Annotated in this window: 22 protein-coding genes; 8 read left to right on the forward strand and 14 right to left on the reverse strand. The window is 61.3% G+C overall.

Going from position 1 to position 19,219, the window contains the following annotated elements; all coding sequences use genetic code 11:
• Positions 1 to 59 precede the first annotated feature (59 nt).
• Positions 60 to 293, reverse strand: coding sequence for a hypothetical protein (locus NKJ77_RS08455; protein WP_352534862.1), 234 nt, complete (start codon positions 291 to 293; stop codon positions 60 to 62).
• 140 nt (positions 294 to 433) lie between these two features.
• On the opposite strand from NKJ77_RS08455, the gene NKJ77_RS08460 reads away from it, so the two are divergent.
• The 3 genes from NKJ77_RS08460 to NKJ77_RS08470 are packed head-to-tail and all read left to right on the forward strand — an operon-like array spanning position 434 to position 2,756.
• A complete protein-coding gene (locus NKJ77_RS08460; RefSeq protein WP_352534864.1) occupies positions 434 to 751 on the forward strand; it encodes a PepSY domain-containing protein in 318 nt (105 codons plus the stop codon).
• Positions 748 to 1,413: a response regulator transcription factor gene (locus NKJ77_RS08465; protein ID WP_352534866.1), complete on the forward strand. Its 666-nt coding sequence runs from the start codon at positions 748 to 750 to the stop codon at positions 1,411 to 1,413. Before NKJ77_RS08460 ends, NKJ77_RS08465 begins: the two co-directional genes overlap by 4 nt.
• Positions 1,413 to 2,756 (forward strand): ATP-binding protein, encoded by a 1,344-nt coding sequence (locus NKJ77_RS08470; protein WP_352534868.1) that lies wholly within the window; start codon positions 1,413 to 1,415, stop codon positions 2,754 to 2,756. Before NKJ77_RS08465 ends, NKJ77_RS08470 begins: the two co-directional genes overlap by 1 nt.
• A gap of 7 nt (positions 2,757 to 2,763) precedes the next feature.
• Here NKJ77_RS08470 and NKJ77_RS08475 read toward each other — a convergent pair whose 3' ends face one another.
• From NKJ77_RS08475 to NKJ77_RS08485, 3 genes are read right to left on the reverse strand one after another with little or no spacing between them, the layout of a single operon-like run.
• Positions 2,764 to 4,275, reverse strand: a complete 1,512-nt coding sequence (locus NKJ77_RS08475) for a hypothetical protein (RefSeq protein WP_352534870.1) — start codon at positions 4,273 to 4,275, stop codon at positions 2,764 to 2,766.
• Positions 4,272 to 4,994, reverse strand: coding sequence for an FAD:protein FMN transferase (locus tag NKJ77_RS08480; protein ID WP_352534872.1), 723 nt, complete (start codon positions 4,992 to 4,994; stop codon positions 4,272 to 4,274). Before NKJ77_RS08480 ends, NKJ77_RS08475 begins: the two co-directional genes overlap by 4 nt.
• A 25-nt stretch (positions 4,995 to 5,019) precedes the next feature.
• Entirely contained in the window at positions 5,020 to 5,322 is a 303-nt protein-coding gene (locus NKJ77_RS08485) for an FMN-binding protein (protein WP_352534874.1), read from the reverse strand.
• 682 nt (positions 5,323 to 6,004) lie between these two features.
• Here NKJ77_RS08485 and NKJ77_RS08490 point away from each other — a divergent pair.
• From NKJ77_RS08490 to NKJ77_RS08500, 3 genes are all read left to right on the forward strand, one after another.
• Positions 6,005 to 6,523, forward strand: coding sequence for a cytochrome b (locus NKJ77_RS08490; RefSeq protein ID WP_352534876.1), 519 nt, complete (start codon positions 6,005 to 6,007; stop codon positions 6,521 to 6,523).
• 4 nt (positions 6,524 to 6,527) lie between these two features.
• Positions 6,528 to 7,223, forward strand: a complete 696-nt coding sequence (locus NKJ77_RS08495; protein WP_352534878.1) for a VIT1/CCC1 transporter family protein — start codon at positions 6,528 to 6,530, stop codon at positions 7,221 to 7,223.
• 160 nt (positions 7,224 to 7,383) lie between these two features.
• A complete protein-coding gene (locus NKJ77_RS08500) occupies positions 7,384 to 7,599 on the forward strand; it encodes a DUF1858 domain-containing protein (RefSeq protein ID WP_352534880.1) in 216 nt (71 codons plus the stop codon).
• Positions 7,600 to 7,602: 3 nt separating this feature from the next.
• Here the strand turns inward: NKJ77_RS08500 and NKJ77_RS08505 are convergent, their stop codons facing one another.
• Positions 7,603 to 8,304 carry a Crp/Fnr family transcriptional regulator gene (locus NKJ77_RS08505; RefSeq protein ID WP_352534882.1) on the reverse strand — a complete coding sequence of 234 codons (702 nt, stop codon included), beginning with the start codon at positions 8,302 to 8,304 and terminating at the stop codon, positions 7,603 to 7,605.
• A gap of 151 nt (positions 8,305 to 8,455) precedes the next feature.
• Between NKJ77_RS08505 and NKJ77_RS08510 the strand changes: the two genes are divergently transcribed.
• Both NKJ77_RS08510 and NKJ77_RS08515 read left to right on the forward strand, forming a co-directional pair.
• A complete protein-coding gene (locus tag NKJ77_RS08510) occupies positions 8,456 to 8,893 on the forward strand; it encodes a pseudoazurin (protein ID WP_352534884.1) in 438 nt (145 codons plus the stop codon).
• A gap of 102 nt (positions 8,894 to 8,995) precedes the next feature.
• Positions 8,996 to 10,171, forward strand: a complete 1,176-nt coding sequence (locus NKJ77_RS08515) for an NnrS family protein (RefSeq protein ID WP_352534886.1) — start codon at positions 8,996 to 8,998, stop codon at positions 10,169 to 10,171.
• Positions 10,172 to 10,228: 57 nt separating this feature from the next.
• Here the strand turns inward: NKJ77_RS08515 and NKJ77_RS08520 are convergent, their stop codons facing one another.
• The 9 genes from NKJ77_RS08520 to NKJ77_RS08560 all read right to left on the reverse strand — a co-directional run bounded on the left by NKJ77_RS08520 (position 10,229) and on the right by NKJ77_RS08560 (position 19,207).
• Entirely contained in the window at positions 10,229 to 11,098 is an 870-nt protein-coding gene (locus tag NKJ77_RS08520; protein ID WP_352534888.1) for an SUMF1/EgtB/PvdO family nonheme iron enzyme, read from the reverse strand.
• Between the two features lie 52 nt (positions 11,099 to 11,150).
• The gene (nirK, locus tag NKJ77_RS08525; RefSeq protein ID WP_352534890.1) at positions 11,151 to 12,257 is read right to left on the reverse strand and encodes a copper-containing nitrite reductase; all 1,107 of its coding nucleotides are present in this window, start codon (positions 12,255 to 12,257) and stop codon (positions 11,151 to 11,153) included.
• 446 nt (positions 12,258 to 12,703) lie between these two features.
• Complete coding sequence (locus NKJ77_RS08530; protein ID WP_352534892.1) at positions 12,704 to 13,402, reverse strand: CBS domain-containing protein; 699 nt, start codon at positions 13,400 to 13,402, stop codon at positions 12,704 to 12,706.
• Between the two features lie 66 nt (positions 13,403 to 13,468).
• Positions 13,469 to 13,639, reverse strand: a complete 171-nt coding sequence (gene ccoS, locus NKJ77_RS08535; RefSeq protein ID WP_352534894.1) for a cbb3-type cytochrome oxidase assembly protein CcoS — start codon at positions 13,637 to 13,639, stop codon at positions 13,469 to 13,471.
• Positions 13,636 to 15,924, reverse strand: coding sequence for a cation-translocating P-type ATPase (locus NKJ77_RS08540; RefSeq protein WP_352534896.1), 2,289 nt, complete (start codon positions 15,922 to 15,924; stop codon positions 13,636 to 13,638). The genes ccoS and NKJ77_RS08540 overlap by 4 nt, the downstream gene beginning before the upstream one ends.
• Positions 15,921 to 16,418 carry a FixH family protein gene (locus tag NKJ77_RS08545; protein ID WP_352534898.1) on the reverse strand — a complete coding sequence of 166 codons (498 nt, stop codon included), beginning with the start codon at positions 16,416 to 16,418 and terminating at the stop codon, positions 15,921 to 15,923. The genes NKJ77_RS08540 and NKJ77_RS08545 overlap by 4 nt, the downstream gene beginning before the upstream one ends.
• Complete coding sequence (gene ccoG, locus NKJ77_RS08550; protein WP_352534900.1) at positions 16,415 to 17,974, reverse strand: cytochrome c oxidase accessory protein CcoG; 1,560 nt, start codon at positions 17,972 to 17,974, stop codon at positions 16,415 to 16,417. Before ccoG ends, NKJ77_RS08545 begins: the two co-directional genes overlap by 4 nt.
• A 217-nt stretch (positions 17,975 to 18,191) precedes the next feature.
• Complete coding sequence (gene ccoP, locus NKJ77_RS08555; RefSeq protein WP_352534902.1) at positions 18,192 to 19,055, reverse strand: cytochrome-c oxidase, cbb3-type subunit III; 864 nt, start codon at positions 19,053 to 19,055, stop codon at positions 18,192 to 18,194.
• 2 nt (positions 19,056 to 19,057) lie between these two features.
• On the reverse strand, positions 19,058 to 19,207 hold the full coding sequence (locus NKJ77_RS08560; protein WP_352534904.1) for a cbb3-type cytochrome c oxidase subunit 3: 150 nt from the start codon (positions 19,205 to 19,207) through the stop codon (positions 19,058 to 19,060).
• Between the last annotated feature and the right edge of the window lie 12 nt (positions 19,208 to 19,219).

A 19,219-nucleotide genomic window follows, 5' to 3' on the forward strand; every position in this document is an offset into this window, starting at 1 on the left:
GCCCACGACATTGGCGCGTGCTATGTGCTGTGGCGGGCCACGCACCGCGAACGAGAGATCTAGTCGTTTTCGTCGGCCTCATCGCCCTGCCGGTCGTCGCACGCACCGTCATCACCCTTGATGGCTTTCGGGGTGGCGGCGTCCTGCATCGGGATAGCCTGCAGGTCGATCGGGCCGGCTGGGGCCACAGACGATGACGCCCCGCATGATCCTTCGTCCGATTCAGCGGCCGCCGGTAGTGCAAAGATCGTGAAGCCTGCAAGTGCTGCAAGGATGAGCATGGAATTGCGCATGGTTTGGTATCCTTCTCGGCGCGGCCATGATTGGACGCGATAATGCCTTGATATGGACCCTTTGCTTGCTGCGGGCTGAGGATGACTGACAGCAAATTGAAAGCTTGAACGTGCGACATGCCTTGCCGATGAAAAGCCAGTTGAAGCGTTTGGCGGTGCTGGGTCTCGCTGGACTTGTCCTGGCCATGCCTGTCGCTGTCCGTGCCGATGAGGACGATGACGGTGACCATGACCGGGCGCGGGATTTGTACGAGCACGGCGAGATCAAGGGCCTTGCCGACATACTGGACGTTGTCCGCGCCAAAGCGCCTGGCGATGTTGTTGCGGTCGATCTCATCCGCAAAGCCAACAGATGGGTCTATCGGTTGCAGGTCGTCGGTGCCGATGGTCGGCGAAAGACCGTCGACGTCGACGCCGGTGCGGGTGTCATTATGCGCGATGGGGAGGGAGATCGATGAAGATCCTCCTGGCCGAGGACGAGCCCCGTATCGCTGCCGATATCGCGACCGCCCTCAAGGCGTCCGGAATGGCGGTCGATGTCGTAAAGGATGGTGAAGCTGCCTGGTTCGCGGGCGATGTCGAGAATTATGATGCCGCGATTCTGGATCTCGGATTGCCCAAGCTCGATGGCCTCACGATCTTGAAACGTTGGCGAGCCAACGCCCGCCGGTTTCCGGTTCTCATCCTGACCGCAAGGGGGATGTGGACGGAGCGCGTGGAGGGCATCAACTCGGGTGCTGACGACTATCTTCCCAAGCCTTTCGAAATGGAAGAACTGCTCGCCCGGTTGCGGGCGATCCTGCGTCGCTCGGCAGGGCAGGCGGCACCCGTTTTGAGGTCCGGCCCGCTGCTTCTGGATACGCGCCAGATGCGCATTTCGCTGCGCGGTATTCCCGTTTCTCTTTCGCCGCTGGAGTACCGGCTCCTGGCGTTTCTGATGCATCATGCAGGGCGGGTGGTGGCGCCGACCGAACTGGCTGAGCATCTTTACGATTCAGGCAATGACCGCGATCCGAACGCGATCGAGGTCATTGTCGCGCGGCTGCGACGCAAGCTCGGCAGCGACGTCATCGAAACACGACGCGGGTTTGGGTATCTGATGCCCGACGATGCCGCCTGATGGGCAACTCGATCCGCTTCAGGCTGTGGTTGGCGGCAACCATCTCGATTCTCGTCGCACTCGCTGTCGCCGGCGCCGGATTGCGCTATCTGTTCGAACTGCACGTCGAGCGGCGCGTGGTGGGCGAACTGACGGTCGACCTCAACGAGTTGATCGGCGCAACGACCTTCACAAGTGACGGCCACCTTGTCGTAACCCCGGTGCTGACCGATCCTCGGTTTGCCAATCCGCTGTCCGGTTACTACTGGCAGGTGGAGGACGTCGCCACCGGCAGCCTCGAGCGTTCGCGATCATTGTGGGACGCCAAGCTGCTCCTGCCTGCCCGGAGCGCAAGTGGTGGGTTGCGAACGGTCGAGGAGTTCACGGGCCCGGGCGGAGAACTCACTATTGCGGTCGAGCGCACGATCATCGATGCCGGCGGCCGGTCCTTTCGCGCTATCGTGGCGGAAGATCATCGAACCGTTGAGGTGTCGGTAAGCGAATATGTCCGCGATCTTGCTCCGGCTCTCTTGATGCTCGCTGCAGTCCTCATGGCCGCGTTTTTCATCCAGATCACCATCGGCCTTGCACCCCTGGAAACCTTACGTGCTGCCGTTGGAAGCGTGATAGCACAGCGAACAGCACGGCTCGATGTGGTGGCACCAAGCGAAGTGCAGCCGCTCGCTGACGAAATCAACCGTCTTCTCGATGCCCAGGAGAAGGCTCTCGCGCGGGCCCGCTCGCGTGCCACCGATCTGGCACACGGCCTCAAGACGCCGCTGCAAGTGCTGTCGGCCGACATTCGCGCGTTACGCAAGAAAGGCGAGACGGAACTGGCCGACGAGATCGAGAAGAGCGCTGGAGCGATCCGGCGCCATGTCGAGCGGGAGCTCGCTCGCGCCCGACTCGCGCCAGGCGTCTCTGGCAAGGCATCGTGCCTTGTGTCGGACGTCGCGGCCGGCGTCATTGCCGTCGTCAAACGCACGCCAAGCGGCAGGAAGCTTTCATTCAAGATGGACGTCGCGGTAGAATTAACGGCACCAATCGACGAAGGCGACCTGTCGGAAATCCTCGGCAATCTGGTCGAAAACGCCGCGCGCTACGCAAAGTCGTCAGTCCGTGTCGATGCATCCTCCACCGCTGACGAGGTAATCGTCACTGTCGCCGATGATGGCCCAGGCATTCCGGATGCCGATCGGGAGACCGCTCTGTCACGTGGCGTCCAGCTCGACAGCAGGGCCGGCAGCAACGGCCTTGGCCTGGCCATCGTTTCCCACATTGTCGAAGCCTATGGCGGACGCCTTGCCATGGCCAACGCCGATCCGGGTCTGGTTGTGACCATTTCCTTGCCGCGACACAGTTGAGCGTGTTTCAGGCGAAACCTGGGAAATAATCGACCTTTATCTTCGAGCGACGCACGCCCAGCGCCAGCAGCTTCTGGCGCAGCACCTTGACCATGGCCTGCGGGCCGGAAATGTAGAAGGTGCGCTCGAGGTAGTCGGGTATGGCCAGACGTATCAGGCGCTCGTCGATATATCCGGGATACTGCCCGCGCTCGCCCCCGCGCGCCACAGCGTGGACCGTCTTGATACCAAGTTCCTGCCTGGCCGCGCCAAGCACGTCGCGATATGCGATGTCCTGCTGTCCCTCTGTTCCGTAGAGGATGACGATCGGTCGCCGCTCCTTGCGGTCGAGCAGATATTGCAGCATCGAGCGGAACGGCGTGATCCCGATGCCTCCGGCCAGGAAAGCGATCTTGGTTTCACGACGGGCGGGCAGTGTGAAGTTGCCGGCCAGTTGCGCGGCGTGGATCGTGCTGCCCGGTTTCATGGTCATCAATTCGCGCTTGAAGGCACTGGATCGCGGATAGAACTTGACGCCGAGGCGGACCGTTTCCTCCGTAGGTGCCGAGGCGACCGTGAAATAGCGGCGGTTGCCGCGTTTGTCGGCACGATCGAGGCCAAGCGTCCATTCGAGATACTGGCCGGCCTCAAAGGCGAGCTTGCGCGGCGACCGGAAGATGAAGTCATAGCTGTCGACGGCCGATTGCTCGATGCGTTCCAAAGTCAGCACGAAGCGTCCCTTCGGGCCTGCCGCGTAGGCAAACAGGTTGCCAGCCAGCAGGGCTACTTCCGGTGTGAAATAGAACGAGCCGATATGGATGTTGGGAGCAAACAGAAAGCCGACGATGGCGGCAAAGGCGATACGCGGCCAACGCATCGTCGGTGCCGTCAGCGGCTCGGTCAGCATCACGAAGGCAAAGAACAGCAGCGGCGATGAACCCAGTGTCTCTGCGAGCGCGGTCCAGTACTGCGCTGGGTCCGTGGTTGCCAGAATGGTCGCCAACGCCACAAAAACGAAGGTCGAGACAAGGTCAAGCCGGCGCAGTTTCCGGACGATGAGCATGCCGCCGACGAGCACGATCGGAAGCAACGGCAGATTGCCGCCCACCCACCATGTGGCTGGCTGGTCGAGCAGCAGCGCGGACAGCGCCACGCCCAGCGCAGCCGGGTTGAAAAGGTGCTTCCGGCCGATGGCGAGAATGAATTTCGATGAAATCGCCCAGACGGCCGCGAACGCCACCGCCGCAATCCCCTTTATGTCAGTGACTGCTACCGGATCGAGGATGAGTGCCAGGATGAGTGCGGTGATATAGACGGACTCGTTGTTGGCCGGGACTGCGAAGACATGCGCAAAGACCTTGTTGGTGGTCCAGCAGGCGGCCAGCGCAAGCGCCGTGGTGAAGGCAAGCGCAATCGGATCATGTGGCACCAGCTTGACGAAGCCGAGCACGAACGCCGCGCCGACCAGTGCCATCAGATAGTAGAGGACCAGCCTGTACATGGTCAGGTGATCGAGAAATCGGTCGATGGTCTTGATCATGGCAGGCAAAGGGCTCCGAACCCGGTTGTCGGCGTGGCGCGGCCATTGGTGTCTATGACATAGCCCTCCAGGCCGGGCGTCTGCTCGATGAAGAGGATGCCGTCCCGTCCCATGGCGAAGGCAGCGGTGGCGAAACGATCGGCTTCGAGCACATCGGCGCCGATGATGGTCAGGCTGACGATGTCCTGGATCGGACTGCCAATCCCATGAGGGTTGTAGATGTGTTGACCGCGGACATAGGTGCCGGAGGTTGCGACACCGCGACCGCGGGGATAGACGATCTTTACGATCTCATCCGCGTTGAAGGGATTTCGGATGCCGACGCTCCAGTCATGGCCCGAGGCATTCTTGCCGCTGGACTGGACGTCACCTCCCGCTTCGATGAAGAAATCGCTGATGCCGGCTCGCTGAACGATGGCTGCCGCGTTGCGGATGGCCCAGCCCTTGACGATGCCGGAAGGATCGAGCGAACCGTCGGGCTTGCGAATGTCGAAGTAGCCGTCCGTCTCGTCTTTCGTCTGCCGTGCGAGAGCAAACACTTCGGTCATCTCGCCGCACCACTCGACGACGGGAATATCGCCGCGGTTGATGGCTGTGATCTCGCTGTCGGCCCGGTATGTGCTGAAGCGCAGGTCGATATGCTCGAAATAGCCGAAGACCGTGTCGATCAGCTCCCCGTTCGACGCGCCGCCGACATCGACCGTGATGGGCATGCCCATCAAAATTCGCGTTTCGCGCATGGACCTACGACGACGCTTTCTTCAGCGCGCCGCGAAGCGACTGGATGAAAGCCCTGCTGGTCAGCGTCGCTCCCGAAATAATGTCGACATTGGCGCTCTGTGCGCTGATCGCTTCGTCGCGCAGCATGGGCAGCGCCTGCCTGTTGATGCTGACGGAGGTGCGGCGGTCGGATGGATATTTCAGCACTTTCAGCGCTGTAAGCTGCCCGCCTTGTACGAGGGCCTGAATCTGGATGATGCCGTAGTAGGCATCGGCCGTGGGGCCGGTGTAGACGCCATCGGCATAGCCCTGTGCGGCGAGCTTCATGCCCACCCGGACGACACGTGCTGGTGCTTCCGGATATGCCGGCCTCGGCTGCGGGACTGGTATGTAGACGGCGGGCGTTACGGCGAATGAAGGCGCTGACGACGCAGTATCTGTGACAGCCGGCGTCACTGGCTGCGCCGGCGGCATTGGTAACGGTTGTGGTGCCACTGGAACCACTGTCTGCTTGACTGGATCATTTGACCGTTCGGCGGGAGCTGCTATGCCAGCCGTCGTTTCCCTGGCGACCGGGGACCTTGTTCTGAACTGGGGTGAGGGCGCCGGCAAGGTCCGAAGCACCGGCGAAGCAGCAGCGGATGCCGGCTCTGTTGGCTGCACGGAAGGCGCTTCGGCTGTGTTGGCCGGCAGCGCTTCGCCAAGCATATCGTTCGCCGGTTTCTTGCCGGCCTGATCCCAGACATAAGCGCCAGAGGCGGCGATCACGAAAAGTGAAAAGGCAATCTGTTTCATCGGAATTTTGTTTCCACGTTGAATCTCGCACGGCGATCCGTCTGGCCCGGTTCGGATGCAATATCCCACGACCAAGCTGACAACTGGCTGTCAGCCGAAGTCGACCTGCGAGGGGCCCGTGAAAGCGCAAGGGGACGGCAAATTGACTTGTCCTAGATCAAGATTGTCGCATAAGCAGCGTGGTAGGAAGGTTCTCTCAAGCGAGGTACTGCCTGTGACTGTTGCCAACGAGCCGACCGGATACTCCGGAACCCAGATAGTGCTGCATTGGACTATCGCAGTGCTGATCGTCCTTCAGCTTTTAATTGGCGAGGACATCAATCCGGCTTACCGGGCATTCTCGCGTGGCACCGAGCCGGCAGCTGACGACATCTTCAACGCGAACATTCATGTCTATGTCGGTTTGGCCGTTCTGGTGCTGGCCATCTGGCGGTTTGCGGTCCGTCTGCGGCATGGTGTACCGGCGGCGCCGCCCGAAGAAAGCGTCTGGCTGAAACGGATTGCCGCGGCCGCCCATTTCCTGCTGTATCTTTTCATTTTCGGGATGCCGATCACTGGGGCGCTGGCATGGTTCTTCAGCTTTCGAGCGATGGGTGAGATACACGAACTCGCCAAGCCGGTGATCATCATTGTCGTCGGCCTCCATGCCGTAGCGGCGCTGTGGCAACATTTCTATGTGAAATCGGATGTGCTGGTGAGGATGCTGCGACCCGCCGGACGGCGCGCGCCGTGATGTCATGAGCCGCCTGCACAGTGAAAACCATCTTGTATCGCGCATCGGTTGGCTGCGCGCCGCCGTGCTTGGCGCCAATGACGGCATCGTCTCGACCGCCAGCCTGATCGTTGGCGTGGCGGCGGCCAATGCCGCGGCCTCCAATGTTCTGGTGGCCGGCGTTGCCGGGTTGGTCGCCGGTGCGATGTCGATGGCGGCCGGCGAATATGTTTCGGTCAGTTCGCAGTCCGATACTGAGCGAGCCGACCTCGACCGTGAGCGAGGCGAGTTGGCGACGCAGCCAGACTTCGAGCGACAGGAACTCGCAGACATCTATGTCAAGCGTGGTGTGGAGCAAACGCTCGCATTGCAGGTCGCCACCCAGTTGATGGCGAAGGATGCGCTTGGCGCCCACGCGCGCGACGAACTCGGCATTTCGGAAGTGACGACAGCGCGACCAATTCAGGCGGCGCTGGCTTCGGCGGCGGCATTTTCGGTTGGCGCGGCCATGCCATTGGCGATGGTACTCGTTTCACCAGCCGCATGGCTTGCCGCAACAGTATCTGTCGCCTCACTCCTGTTCCTGGCCGTGCTGGGCGCCATTGGCGCCAAGGCTGGCGGCGCCAATGTGCCAAGGGCAACTGTTCGCGTCACATTCTGGGGGGCACTGGCGATGGCACTAACCGCCGGCATTGGCGCTGCGGTTGGTACTGCCATCTGATCCGGTTGTCCGGCGTTGATCTCTGAACACTTGTTCCTCGCGCAAAACAGTCCTGCTCAGAGAGTGGTTCAGCGCATTTGCTGTGAAGTTGCGTAAGCGCAACGAAGGCAGTCCGAGCCGGATTTATGAAGAGGGCTTCGCAAATCGCGGAGACGTCATCATGAAACAGCGCAGTTCGATCAACCCCGATATGGTCGTCGACGAAATCATGAGGAAATGGCCGGCAACGGTCGCTGTGGTGTTGAGACGCAAGATGCTCTGCGTCGGCTGTCCGATAGGCACTTTCCATACGGTGACTGAGGCATGCCGGGAACATCAAGTCGATGAGGGCGACTTTCTGGTCGAACTCGAATTGGCCATTCGAGGAGAACGATGACGGTCAGTCCTTTACCCGGTTCTCGGCCAGAACCACAAGGCGATGCGCATCTTTGACCGTGACTCTCTGGCGCCCGCTGACAATTATTCCGTTCTCTTCCCATTTGCTGAGGAGCCGGCTGACGGTGTGCAGCGTCGTTCCCGTCATCTCGGCAATGTCCTGCCTCGAAATCGGGAAGTCGATTTCAATGCCGATGTCGGTCTTTCGTCCGGTCTGGTTAGCCAGTCGCAGAAGCGCATGCGCAACGCGCTGCTCCACCTGCTCGGTGGACATCTCCACCACCCGCGTCTGCGTCTCCTGCAGCCTGCTTCCAACCGTCCTGTAGGTGGCTGCCCCAAACGCGGGAAACCGGCGCGCCAGCTCCGGCCAAAGGGCGTTGGGCCAAGCCAGCACCACGCAGTCGACCGCCGCGATAGCGCTGGCGGGATAGGTCGTCCGGCCAAGCGCCGCGGCGACACCAAAAATTTCACCTTCGCTGATGTATCTGGCGATGATCTGCTGCCCATCCGGAGTGGTGCGGACGACCCGCATGTGGCCAGAGATCAGCACGAAAAACGAATGGGCCTCAGTTTCCTGCTCGAAGATCGCGGAGTCCTTGGCGTAGCGTGACGATCGAGCGCCTTTGAGAATCTCGCTTTGCTCCTGGGGCTCCGTCCCCTGGAAGAGCGGCAGCTGCGATATCAGCGATCTGTCCAGCGCAACCAAACGGATTTCCTCAAGGTCCTACGGGCCGCATCAATCGTGCAGCAAACCTTTCTTATCCCGAGTTTGCGCCAGCGCAAATTGTCTCGGGCCGCATCAAGCTAAATGGCATGGAACGGCGCAACGCCGCGAAGACGAAACAAAGGACAAACCGATGAAACTCTCCATCCTCGCCGCCGCAATTTCCATCCTCGCGCTCGCCGGCAGTGCAAGCGCGGAAGAGCACGTGGTGCAAATGCTCAACAAGGGCGAAAAAGGCGCCATGGTTTTCCAGCCAGCCTTCGTCAAGGCGGCGCCCGGTGACACCGTCAAGTTCGTGCCGACCGACAAGACACACGACGCCGAGTCGATCAAGGGCATGCTTCCGGATGGCGCTGAGCCTTTCAAGGGCAAGCCCAGCGAGGAAATTACCGTCACGGTGACAAAGGAGGGTGTCTACGGCGTCAAATGCGCGCCCCATTACGGCATGGGCATGGTCGCGCTGATCATTGTCGGCAAGCCGGTCAATCTCGATACCGCCAAGGCGGTCAAGCACCCCGGGAAGGCAAAAACGGTGTTCGCCGACCTGTTCACCCAGGTTCCCGCCAACTGAGAGCAATCGATACAGGCATGCCTGCCGCATAAAGGGCGGGCACGGGCCGGACGGACCGAGGGCGGCGGTTCATCCGGCCCTGTTCATTTGGAGACACAAATCATGGGAATTCAACGCCTGCGGGCCTACGCCGGGCCTGCACTTCTTTCCTATGGGTTCAGGCCCTTCTTTTTGCTTGGGTCGCTGTATGCTGCACTGTCCGTTCTGCTTTGGCTGCCGATCTATGCCGGCGAACTCGATGCCCACAGTGCGTTTGTCCCGGTCGACTGGCACATCCATGAAATGTTGTTCGGCTATCTGCCGGCGATCGTTACCGGGTTCTTGCTGACCGCCATCCCGAACTGGACCGGCCGGCTGCCGGTGCAAGGCCTGCCGCTGCTGGCGCTGGTTGTCCTGTGGCTCGCCGGTCGTGCCGCTGTCTTCTTCTCGGCCGATATTGGCTGGCAAGCAGCCGCGTTGATCGATGGTTCTTTTCTGCTTGCGGTCAGTGCCGCGGCGGCACGCGAAATCGTCGCGGGACGGAACTGGCGCAATCTCAAGGTGCTGCTGCCGCTTGTCGTCCTGGCTTGCGCCAACGGTGCGTTCCACATCGAGGCGCACCTTGAAGGAACGTCCGATATCAGCCGCAGGCTCGGCATGGCTGCGGCGATCATGCTCATCTCGCTGATCGGGGGGCGCATCATTCCGAACTTCACCCGCAACTGGCTCGCCCGCGAAAATCCTGGCAGGCTGCCTGCACCGTTCGACCGTTTTGACATCGCATCGGTAGCGATCTCAGCCATTGCGCTGGGAGCATGGACGTTCGCCCCCGGCAACAGCGCCTCAGGAATGCTCATGGCTGTCGCCGCAATCTGCCAGGCATGGCGTCTGTCGCGCTGGGCTGGCGAACGTACGCTGCGGGATCCGCTGGTGCTCATCCTCCATCTTGCATATGCCTTTGTGCCTGTCGGTCTTGCCTTGGTTTCGGCGTCGATCTTCTATCCTGCCATCGTGCCGGCTGCTGCAGGGCTACACGCGCTCGGAACTGGCGCGGTCGGCGCGATGACGCTTGCCGTAATGACCCGCGCGACGCTCGGGCATACCGGGCGGTCGCTGAAGGCCGGGAAAGGCGCCTCGTTCATCTTCGTGAGCGTCCTCCTCGCGGGATCATTGAGGATCCTGGCTGCCTTCGTCCCCTTCGACATGGCGATCGACATGGCCGGCACCGCATGGGTGGCGGCATTTGGCGGCTTCAGTCTGATCTATGGAGCTGCGTTGATGAGGCCAAAGGCGCGGTGAGGCGGCAGGGGAGCAGGCGACTGTCCAAACGCGAATGGAAAAGCCGCTTCTGATTTGTCACGCAATGCCGAGATAGCCGAGGAAACGGTTCGCCCACCCCCGATGGTCCCGGACCAGCCTGAAACCCAGATTGTCGGGAGGGGTACCAACGGCACAGCCGCCGCTTTTTCCGTCGCTGACGAAGTTCGATATGTAGGCTCTGTGAAGCCCTTCAAGGACGTGGACGCCGCAATTGTCGACCGAACTCGCGACGCCGTTTCCATCCTCAGCCAATGTGGTGCGGACATAGCAGGTCGAAGTCCACTCCCAGACGTTGCCGGAAAAGTCGGCGAGGCCCAGGGAATTGAAACCAAAAGAGCCACGGCTCCTGGGCAGCGGGTCCGGTTTGCGATTGAGGTCCACCTCGGCTTTGTAGCTGGTGAGCCAACGTCTGGCGGGGTTGCTGGCGTCGTTTTCGACACCCTCGAACTCGCCTGCGAACCGTTCCGCCGCGGCAAACGCCCATTCCTCGTCGGACGGCAATCGCCAGTCGTCACCGGTCGCTTGCGAATACCACCGGGCGTAGGCATTCGCATCGAGATAGCTCACGCCGGTTACGGGAGCATTGCTCGGGATTGCGTGCGTCTCCTGTGCCGGCTGACAGGTTCCGGCCGACACGCAGTCCGCATAGTCGTCAGCGCTGACCTGATAGGTCATGATTTCGAGCGGTTTGTTGAGCTGGCGCTTGAGGCGGGGATTACCTTGCGGGCGGCCGTCCTTCAGGAACTCGCCAGGCGTCGGATAGATTATGGAGCCGGACTGCAAGGTCGTCGTGGCAGCTGGGGAGTGAGGCTGCCGGTCCCAACTGGCCGCCTTTATCGACAGACCCACCGGCACAGAAGTAGCCGCCATCGCGACCGCGAGAATCTTCAGGATGTAACGAGACATGGCTGTTGTCCGTGCCCGGACAGCGACGCTGTCCGGGCAATTTGGAGTGCCGTCAGTTGGTGGCGATGGGTTTCGGCGCCTCGACCTGGGTCATCAAATCATCATTCCACTCGCCGTCGATCATGAAGTGAGCGGTCGCGCCAAGTTCCACGGCCTCGATGAGATTGTGATTGACGTAGGCGTAGACGCCGGGCTGCAGGAACGTATAGAGCGCCGACCCCGCCGAGCCGCCGCGGATGAACCAGGTTTCCAGATCCTTGGCCGGCGGGTTGGCGAATTTGCCCTGTTCCCAGACATAGTCGCCGTGACCACCGATCAGATGCGGCCGCGTATCGCGGTTGGCCTGCGAATGGACGATCAACACGGTCTCGCCGACCTTCGCCTTCATGGCGTTGTCGCCGGTCAGCGAACCGGCCCTGCCGTTGAACACCACATGCGTCGGGATCAGCCCGCGCATGACCTTGACGATGTCGTCGTAGCCGTCGCCTGCCGATTCATAGCTCTTGTAATTGCCCTTCTCATCGCGCGGAATATAGAAGTCGCTCTCGCCGATATAGAAGATCTTGTCGTATTTGACCGGCTCGCCGTTGTCGTTCCTGAGCCCGTCGCGCGGCAGCACCATGATGGCGCCGTTCATGCCGGAGACGACATGCCACGGGATCATCGGTCCGCCGGGGGCACAGTGATAGACGAACGTTCCCGTTCGGGTTGCCTTGAAGCGCAGCGTCACCTGTTCGCCCGGATTGATCAAGGTGAGGGCGCCGCCGCCCAGCGCACCCGTCGCTGCGTGAAAATCGATGTTGTGGGCTAGCGAGTTGGTGTCCGGATTGATGAGCGTCAGTTCGACATAATCGTCCTGGTGGACGACCATCAGCGGGCCCGGGATCGAGCCGTTATAAGTCATTGCATTGAGCTGCGTCCCGTCGGCGTCGATGACCATCGGTTTCTCCTCGATCGTCATGGTGAATTCGACGACCTTCGGACCGCCTTTGGCGATCTGGTCGTGCGGATGCACAAAAGGCGGTGCCACGAGCTTGACCTTGTCGCGGGGAAGTCCTCGAATGTCTGCTTTCGTCACCGTTGCCGACAGTGCGGGCAGTGCCGCCACGGCGGCAGCGCCAATCGCTGCTCCGAAGAGGGCTTCGCGTCGCGTGATCATATCAATCTCCTATCTCTACCGTTGCGGATGAGCAGAAGGTAACTGACCTGACGCAGCGTTTCTTTGCGCTGGAGCAAATTAGTGAGTGTTAATTGGAGCAACAACAGCCTCGGACTGCGGCAATCTTGTGCGCCAAGTTTGAGATGCAGCAGTTTGGTGTAGCAGTTATCTGCAAGCGTGCGCAGTCACTGGCGGCTCTCTGACGATCAGCGGCCGCCATTGCCTTACAGACAGATCGGAATTCGTTCGGTGCCCAATCCCACCAAGAAAGGGCAACGGCCATCGCCTTTCCGTAAGGACGGGCGTCTTCGCTGCTGACAGCGTGCTCGCCAAGCATGAAGGGCGCTATACGCCGGAGGAACTCGCCGACGGCATCATGTCCAAGTGATGTGGGAAGGGAGCAGAACCCAAAGGGACTCTGCTTTGCGTCCCCGCTTTTTTCGCAGCTATGAAACCATCACCGAGAGCGGATCTGTACGGAGGAAGAGGCTGTCCTTGACTTGTCCGACGCCGGCAACGTTCTCCGCCGCAACGATCGCGGCTTTCCGTTGACGCTCGTCGACAATCGCCCCGGTCAGTTCGACGACGCCGTCGCTGACCCTTACATCAATCAAGTCACCGCCGCCCCACGATTGTCCCTGCAGCTCGGCAAGTATGGCCTTGCGGATCAGGTCGTCATCGGGTGGCGTGGTGCCCTGTTTCGGCATGGCGCGGATCAGGACAGGCAGCAAATCAGTTCGCGTGATGATGCCGACGACCCTGTCCCGATCGACAATCGGCACATTGTTGATGCGGTGTTGCATCATCAAGTTGACAATCTGTGCAATCGAGGCGCCTGGAGGCGCCGAAATGACGGCTGTGGTCATCACCTCATGGATGATCCGTCCGTTCGAGCGCGCATAGTCTTGGGCGACTGTGCCCGGGCCAAGATCAAACTCCAGCCAGCGCGGACGCACACGCTGGGTCCCAAGTTCCTCCCGGCGCAAGAAGTCGCTTTTGCTTACAATGCCAACCAGGGCACCGTCGCTGTCGGTTACCGGGAGGCAGCTGACTTTGTTTGAAAGCATGAGCTCGGCCGCTTCGGCGATCGTCGCGTTCGCATCCGTCGTGATGACTGCTTTCGTCATGATGGCTTCGGCTCGCATCCTTACCCTCCTGATCTTACGTCGGCCGACGATGGGACATCCCGACCCGCAGCGCTTTGATCTGAGTCACTTGGAGCGAGGAGCATTCTCCGCGCCGTCGTCGCGGTCGATTAAAATGCGCTCCGCAGCGCCATCGAGATCATCGTACTGGCCGCTTCTCAACGCCCACAGGAACCCGCCCAGGCCTAGCGCGCCAAGGAAGAGGGCGACCGGGATGAGGTAGACGAGCGTCGTCATGAGGATTCGGCCAAGGCGCCGGCCCGCGTGGGCCTGTCCTGCCGCGCAATTGCGGACGACGCACCCGTTGCGAAGCCTTGCAGGCGCATGGCATTTCCAATCACAAGCAACGACGAGGCAGACATCGCAACCGCCGCGACAAGAGGAGTAACATGGCCGAGAATGGCGATGGGCACAGCCACAGCGTTGTAAACGACCGCAATTGCTATGTTCTGTCGGATCAGGCTTCCCGCCTTGCGCGAGACGTCTAGCGCCAGTGGGACCGCCAAGAGGCTTTCGCGCAGAAAAACGAAATCGGCTGCATTGCGGCCAATGTCGGCGGCGGTGGCGGGTGCGATCGAGACATGTGCCGCGCTCAGTGCAGGCGTATCGTTGAGACCATCGCCAACCATCAAGACCTTATGTCCATCATGTCTAAGGGACTCGATCCTTTCAACCTTGCCGGATGGCAGCAGGCAAGGGACGACGTCCCCGACGCCCAGCCTTTCCGCGACTTCCTGGCAGGCATGAGCGGTATCGCCCGACAGCATTCCCACCGCTATTCCGGCATCCTCCAACTGCTGGACGGCAGCCCTGGCGTCGGCACGCAGCGCATCATCGAACGCGAAGGTTGCAACAATCAGCCCGTTCCGTGTCAGAACCGTTCCGCCATAACCATGCTTGCCTTCGCCGCCAGTCCGCGCCTTCCATCCAGCCCATCCGCGCCGGCCCAGTCGCCAGGTGATTCCAGTTTCAGTGGCTTCGATTCCGAACCCGGGATGCTCGCTGACGGCATCGAATGTGTGTAGCCCGCCAGGAGCAACAAAATCGGAGATGGCCTTTGAGAACGGATGACGCGAATGTGCAGCCATTCCGGCTGCAATCGCCAGCATGGTCGGATCAAGAGAGGTCGCATTGACGAGCCGCGGCTGACCCAAAGTGAGCGTTCCGGTCTTGTCGAACACGGCGATATCAATCGTTGCCAATCGTTCCATGGCCGAGCCATCCTTGACCATGATGCCCTGTTCGAACAGGCGCCGCGCGGCGACCACCTGAACGATCGGCACGGCGAGGCCGAGTGCGCAAGGGCATGTGATGATGAGGACGGCGATGGCGATTGTCATTGCCCGGTGCCAGTCGCCGGTTGCCGCCATCCAGCCAAGGAACGTCAGGAAGGCGGTGAGATGCACCACCGGCGCATAGAGCGCTGAAACGCGGTCGGCGATCCGGCGATAGCCCCCACGACTGCCCTCGGCGGCTTCCATCAGCCGAACCATTTCCGCCAGGAACGAATCCTTGGCGGCGGCAGTGGCCTCTATCGTCAGTGGGCCGGTAAGGTTGAGGACGCCGGCCTGCACGCAATCTTCCGGCGCCACGTTTCTGGGTGTGCTCTCGCCCGACACCAGGGAGCAGTCGATATCCGATGTCCCGCGCGCGATCTTGCCATCGACGGGGACCCTTTCGCCGGCCGCGATCAGCAACAGCATGCCCGGTTCGATCTCGCTCACCGGCAGATAGTCGCGTGCTCCGTCGCTGCGCAGCACCATGGCGCCGCGCGCGGCGAGTTGTGAGAGGCCTTTGACCGCGGTGCGGGCGCGTTCGCGCATCACGTGATCCAGCGTGCGGCCGATCAGAAGGAAAAACAGCAGCGACACCGACGCGTCGAAATAGGCGTGGTCGCCATGGGTGACCGTCTCGTAGAGGCTCATGGCGTAGGCCAGCGACACGCCGACGGCGATCGGCACGTCCATATTCATGCGGCCATGGCGCAGCGCATTCCATGCCGACTTGAAGAAGATACCGCCGGCGAAGGCGAGGGCGGGAATGGCGATCAGTGCGGAGACCCAGTGGAACAGGTCGCGGGTCGCGCCTTCGGCGCCGGACCAGACCGATACCGAAAGCAGCATGATGTTGCCCGCCGCGAAACCGGCGACGGCGACGGCGCGGATGAGCTCCGAAAGCGTCTTGTCCTTCGCATCGGTGTCGGCTTCGAACAGATGCGCCTGGTAGCCCAGGCGCTCGAGCACAGTGACAAAAGGCGGGACTTCATCCCCGCGCCAGCGGACCGAGACCCGCTTGGTTGACAGGTTGACGCGAGCGGCCTCGACGTGATCAAGTTTTCCCAACGCCGTTTCGATGGTCTGGATGCAGGCGCCGCAATGAACCGTCGGTACCGACAGATCGGTTTGATGGAGATCATCGCCAAGCGATCGGCTGGCCAGCCTGATTTCCTGGCTGGACGGCAGGACGGATGTGTCGGTGTGGAGATCCAACGCCATTTCAGCACCGGGTGCACAACAGCTCATTGCAGCGCTCCATGGGAGATCATGATCCTGCGCACGTCGCGATACGGTCTGGCCAGGCCGGCATCGGCGTCGATTTCGACGATCCACACACCGTCCCTTGGCATGTGCTGTGCTGTAAACTCCTGGCCCGAGGCGAGGGCGAGCGTGACGGACTCGTCCTCCTTCTCGTAGGCGGGATGGCGAAACAGCACCTTCACGCCATGCAAGGGAACCGGCTTGCCTGCGCCGTCGGTGAGGCCATAGCGGACTTCGCCCCATGCAATGGTCAGCTTGCCGGTCCAGCCGAGGGCTGCTTGCGCGCGCCCTTCCTCGGCTTTCTTGTTGAATTGCTGGCTGGCCACATAGGTGTTCTCGACGACAAGGCCGGTCCAGCTTGTGCTGGCAAGCGTCGACATCGTCAGGTTGACCGCGATGACCACGCCGAAAAAGGCAAGGATGATGGCCAGCATGTGCCTGCCGGTGAATTCGCGTGGCTTTCGCGTGGTGGCGCTCATCTGGCGATCTCCGGCGCGTTGAAGGTGGCTGTATATTCGTTGGACTCGAAGCTCACCTTGTCTTCGACCCGGAATGTGAAGGTCTGCGCTTCGTCGTGGATCTGATCTGCAGGCAGGCGCACGAAAATTTTCAGCATCTTCAGCCGGTCCGGTTCAACCTGGACCGCGAACGAGCGGGCGGCCGGCAGGTCGACGCCAACGATGCTCATTTCTGCGCCCGGCAAACCCCCAAGGGCGACGACGATCGTTCTTGGCTCGGGGATCATATTCAAAAGCTTGACGGTGTAGCCATTACGGATTGAGCCGTCCGACAGCGTCACGAATTGCGGATTGCGGTCGTGCAAGACGTTGATTTCGAGCCGGTCGCGCGTGAGCAGCGAAAAGAGCAGACCCAGGCCGATCAGCGACCACATGGCCATGTAGACATAGGTGCGTGGCCGGAAGATCTTTCGGATATGGAAATGCGCCACCCTGTCCGAAAACAGGCCGTCATCCGTCCTGACCAATGACGGGTTGACCGAACAGGCGCCGCCTGCGGTCGCCAGCATCATGTTGGCGTTGTAGTCGGAGAGCGTCGCGTAGGAGATCAACCCACGCTCCTTGCCAAGCTTGTCCATGACGCCGTCGCAGGCGTCGATGCAGAGTGCGCAGGTTATGCATTCGAGCTGCTGGCCGTCGCGAATGTCGATCCCCATCGGGCAGACAGCGACGCAGGCATTGCAGTCGACGCAATCGCCGACTGGTTGCCCTGCGGCCTGAACCTTCTTGGCGTGACGCATGCGCGGTTCGCCGCGCCAGTCATTGTAGGTGACGGTGAGCGAATTTTCGTCGAGCATGGCCGCCTGGATGCGCGGCCATGGACACATATAGGTGCAGACCTGCTCACGCATCAGCCCGCCGAACGTGTAGGTCGTCGCTGTCAGCACGGCGACGGTGATATAGGCGACGGGGGCTGCTGTGCCGGTGAAGAGTTCGCCGAGCAGCGTTGGCGCGTCGGCGAAATAGAAGATCCAGGCGCCACCGGTCAACGCCCCTATGACCAGCCAGATGAGGTGCTTTGATACACGCAGCACCACCTTGCGGCTGGTCCAGGGGCCGGCATCGAGTTTCATGCGAGCGTTGCGATCACCTTCGAGAGCCCGCTCGACCACCAGAAAGAGATCGACCCACACGGTCTGCGGGCATGTGTAGCCGCACCAGGCACGGCCGACCGTCGACGTGATCAGGAAAAGACCGACGCCGGCCATGACCAAGAGGCCGGCAACAAAGTAGAATTCCTGCGGCCATATCTCGATGAAGAAGAAGTAGAAACGCCGGTTGGCGACATCGAGCAGCACGGCCTGATCCGGGGCAAACGGTCCGCGGTCCCAGCGCAGCCAGGGCGTTAGATAGTAGATGCCGAGCGTAACCGCCATCACCAGCCATTTGAACTGGCGAAAGCTGCCCGAGGCTCGCTTGGGGAAGATCTTCTTGCGCGCGGCATACATTGGCTGTCGCACTTTGGCGGAGTTGACCGCCTCAGCCTCGAGCCGTTCTACCTGCGTATTGTCCAGCACCGGTTTCTCCCGTCGCGCAACTCGTGATTTCGCCGGGCACGTGACCTGACTGGGTGCAGACAGGTCAGCGAAATACAGCGTCGAGTGGATTGTGCCGCCGACTGGATCGCGCCGCGTTGATGCAGGTCAATCGCCGATAACACGTAAGCAGATCGAGGCCCGGCAGAGCCGGGCCTCGTCGCTTGGGCGGTGAGGGCCGGAGAATAGACCCCCAGTCCTATTCTCCACCGCCTAGCGAATGCACGTAGACGGCCAGCTCCTTGACCCTGGTTTCACCCAGGCGCGCACCCCAGGCCGGCATCACGCCCTGTTTCGGTGCGGTGACCTGGGCGGCGATGGCTGCTTCGCCCGATCCGTAGAGCCAGATGGCATCGGTCAGATCTGGAGCGCCGAGTTCTTTGTTGCCTTTCGCATTGTCGCCATGACAGGCGACGCAGTTTTCGGCAAAAACCTTGGCGCCGGGCGCCACCAGCGCTTGATCGCTGACGGTTTGGGACAGGCTGGCAATATAGGCGCTGACCTGTTTGATCTGGTCGGCGCTGATGATCTCGCCAAAGGCTGGCATCTCCGACAGGCGCGTATCGGCATCGGACGCAAAGCGTATGCCATGCGTGATCGTTTGCTGGATCTGGTCCGCCTTGCCGCCCCACAGCCAGTCGTCGTCATTTAGGTTGGGGAAGCCCTTGGAGCCCTGGGCGCCGGAACCGTGGCACTGAACGCAATTGAGCTTGAACGCGGCGCCGCCGGCGGCGACGGCGAATTCACGCAGCGTATCGTCCGAGGCGATTTCCGAAACACTTTTCGAGTCTATCGCGGCGACATATTTGCCCTTGGCCGCTTCAGCCGCTGCAAGTTCGTTCCCAACCTCATTGCGGCTGGAATAGCTGAGTACGCCCTTGGTTGCCGAATGCAGCAAAGGCCATGCCGGATAAGCGATGGTGTATCCGATCGCCCAGACAATGGTGATGTAGAAGGTCCAGACCCACCAGCGCGGAAGCGGGTTGTTGAGTTCCCGGATGCCGTCCCACTCATGACCGGTGGTCGCAACGCCGGAGATTTCATCGATGTGCTTGTCGCTCATGATCACTCGTCCTCAAGGGGAATCCGGGCAGCTTCATCGGCCAGCTTGCGGCTGCCAGGGCGTAGGGCGAAGGCGATCGCGCCGACAAAGAACAGCGCCATGGCGACCAGACCCCAGCTGTCAGCGAACGCCCGCATCAAATTGTAATCCATCGATAAAACTCC

It is taken from the genome of Mesorhizobium sp. M0052 (assembly GCF_040323255.1).
In the GTDB taxonomy this organism is placed as follows: domain Bacteria; phylum Pseudomonadota; class Alphaproteobacteria; order Rhizobiales; family Rhizobiaceae; genus Mesorhizobium.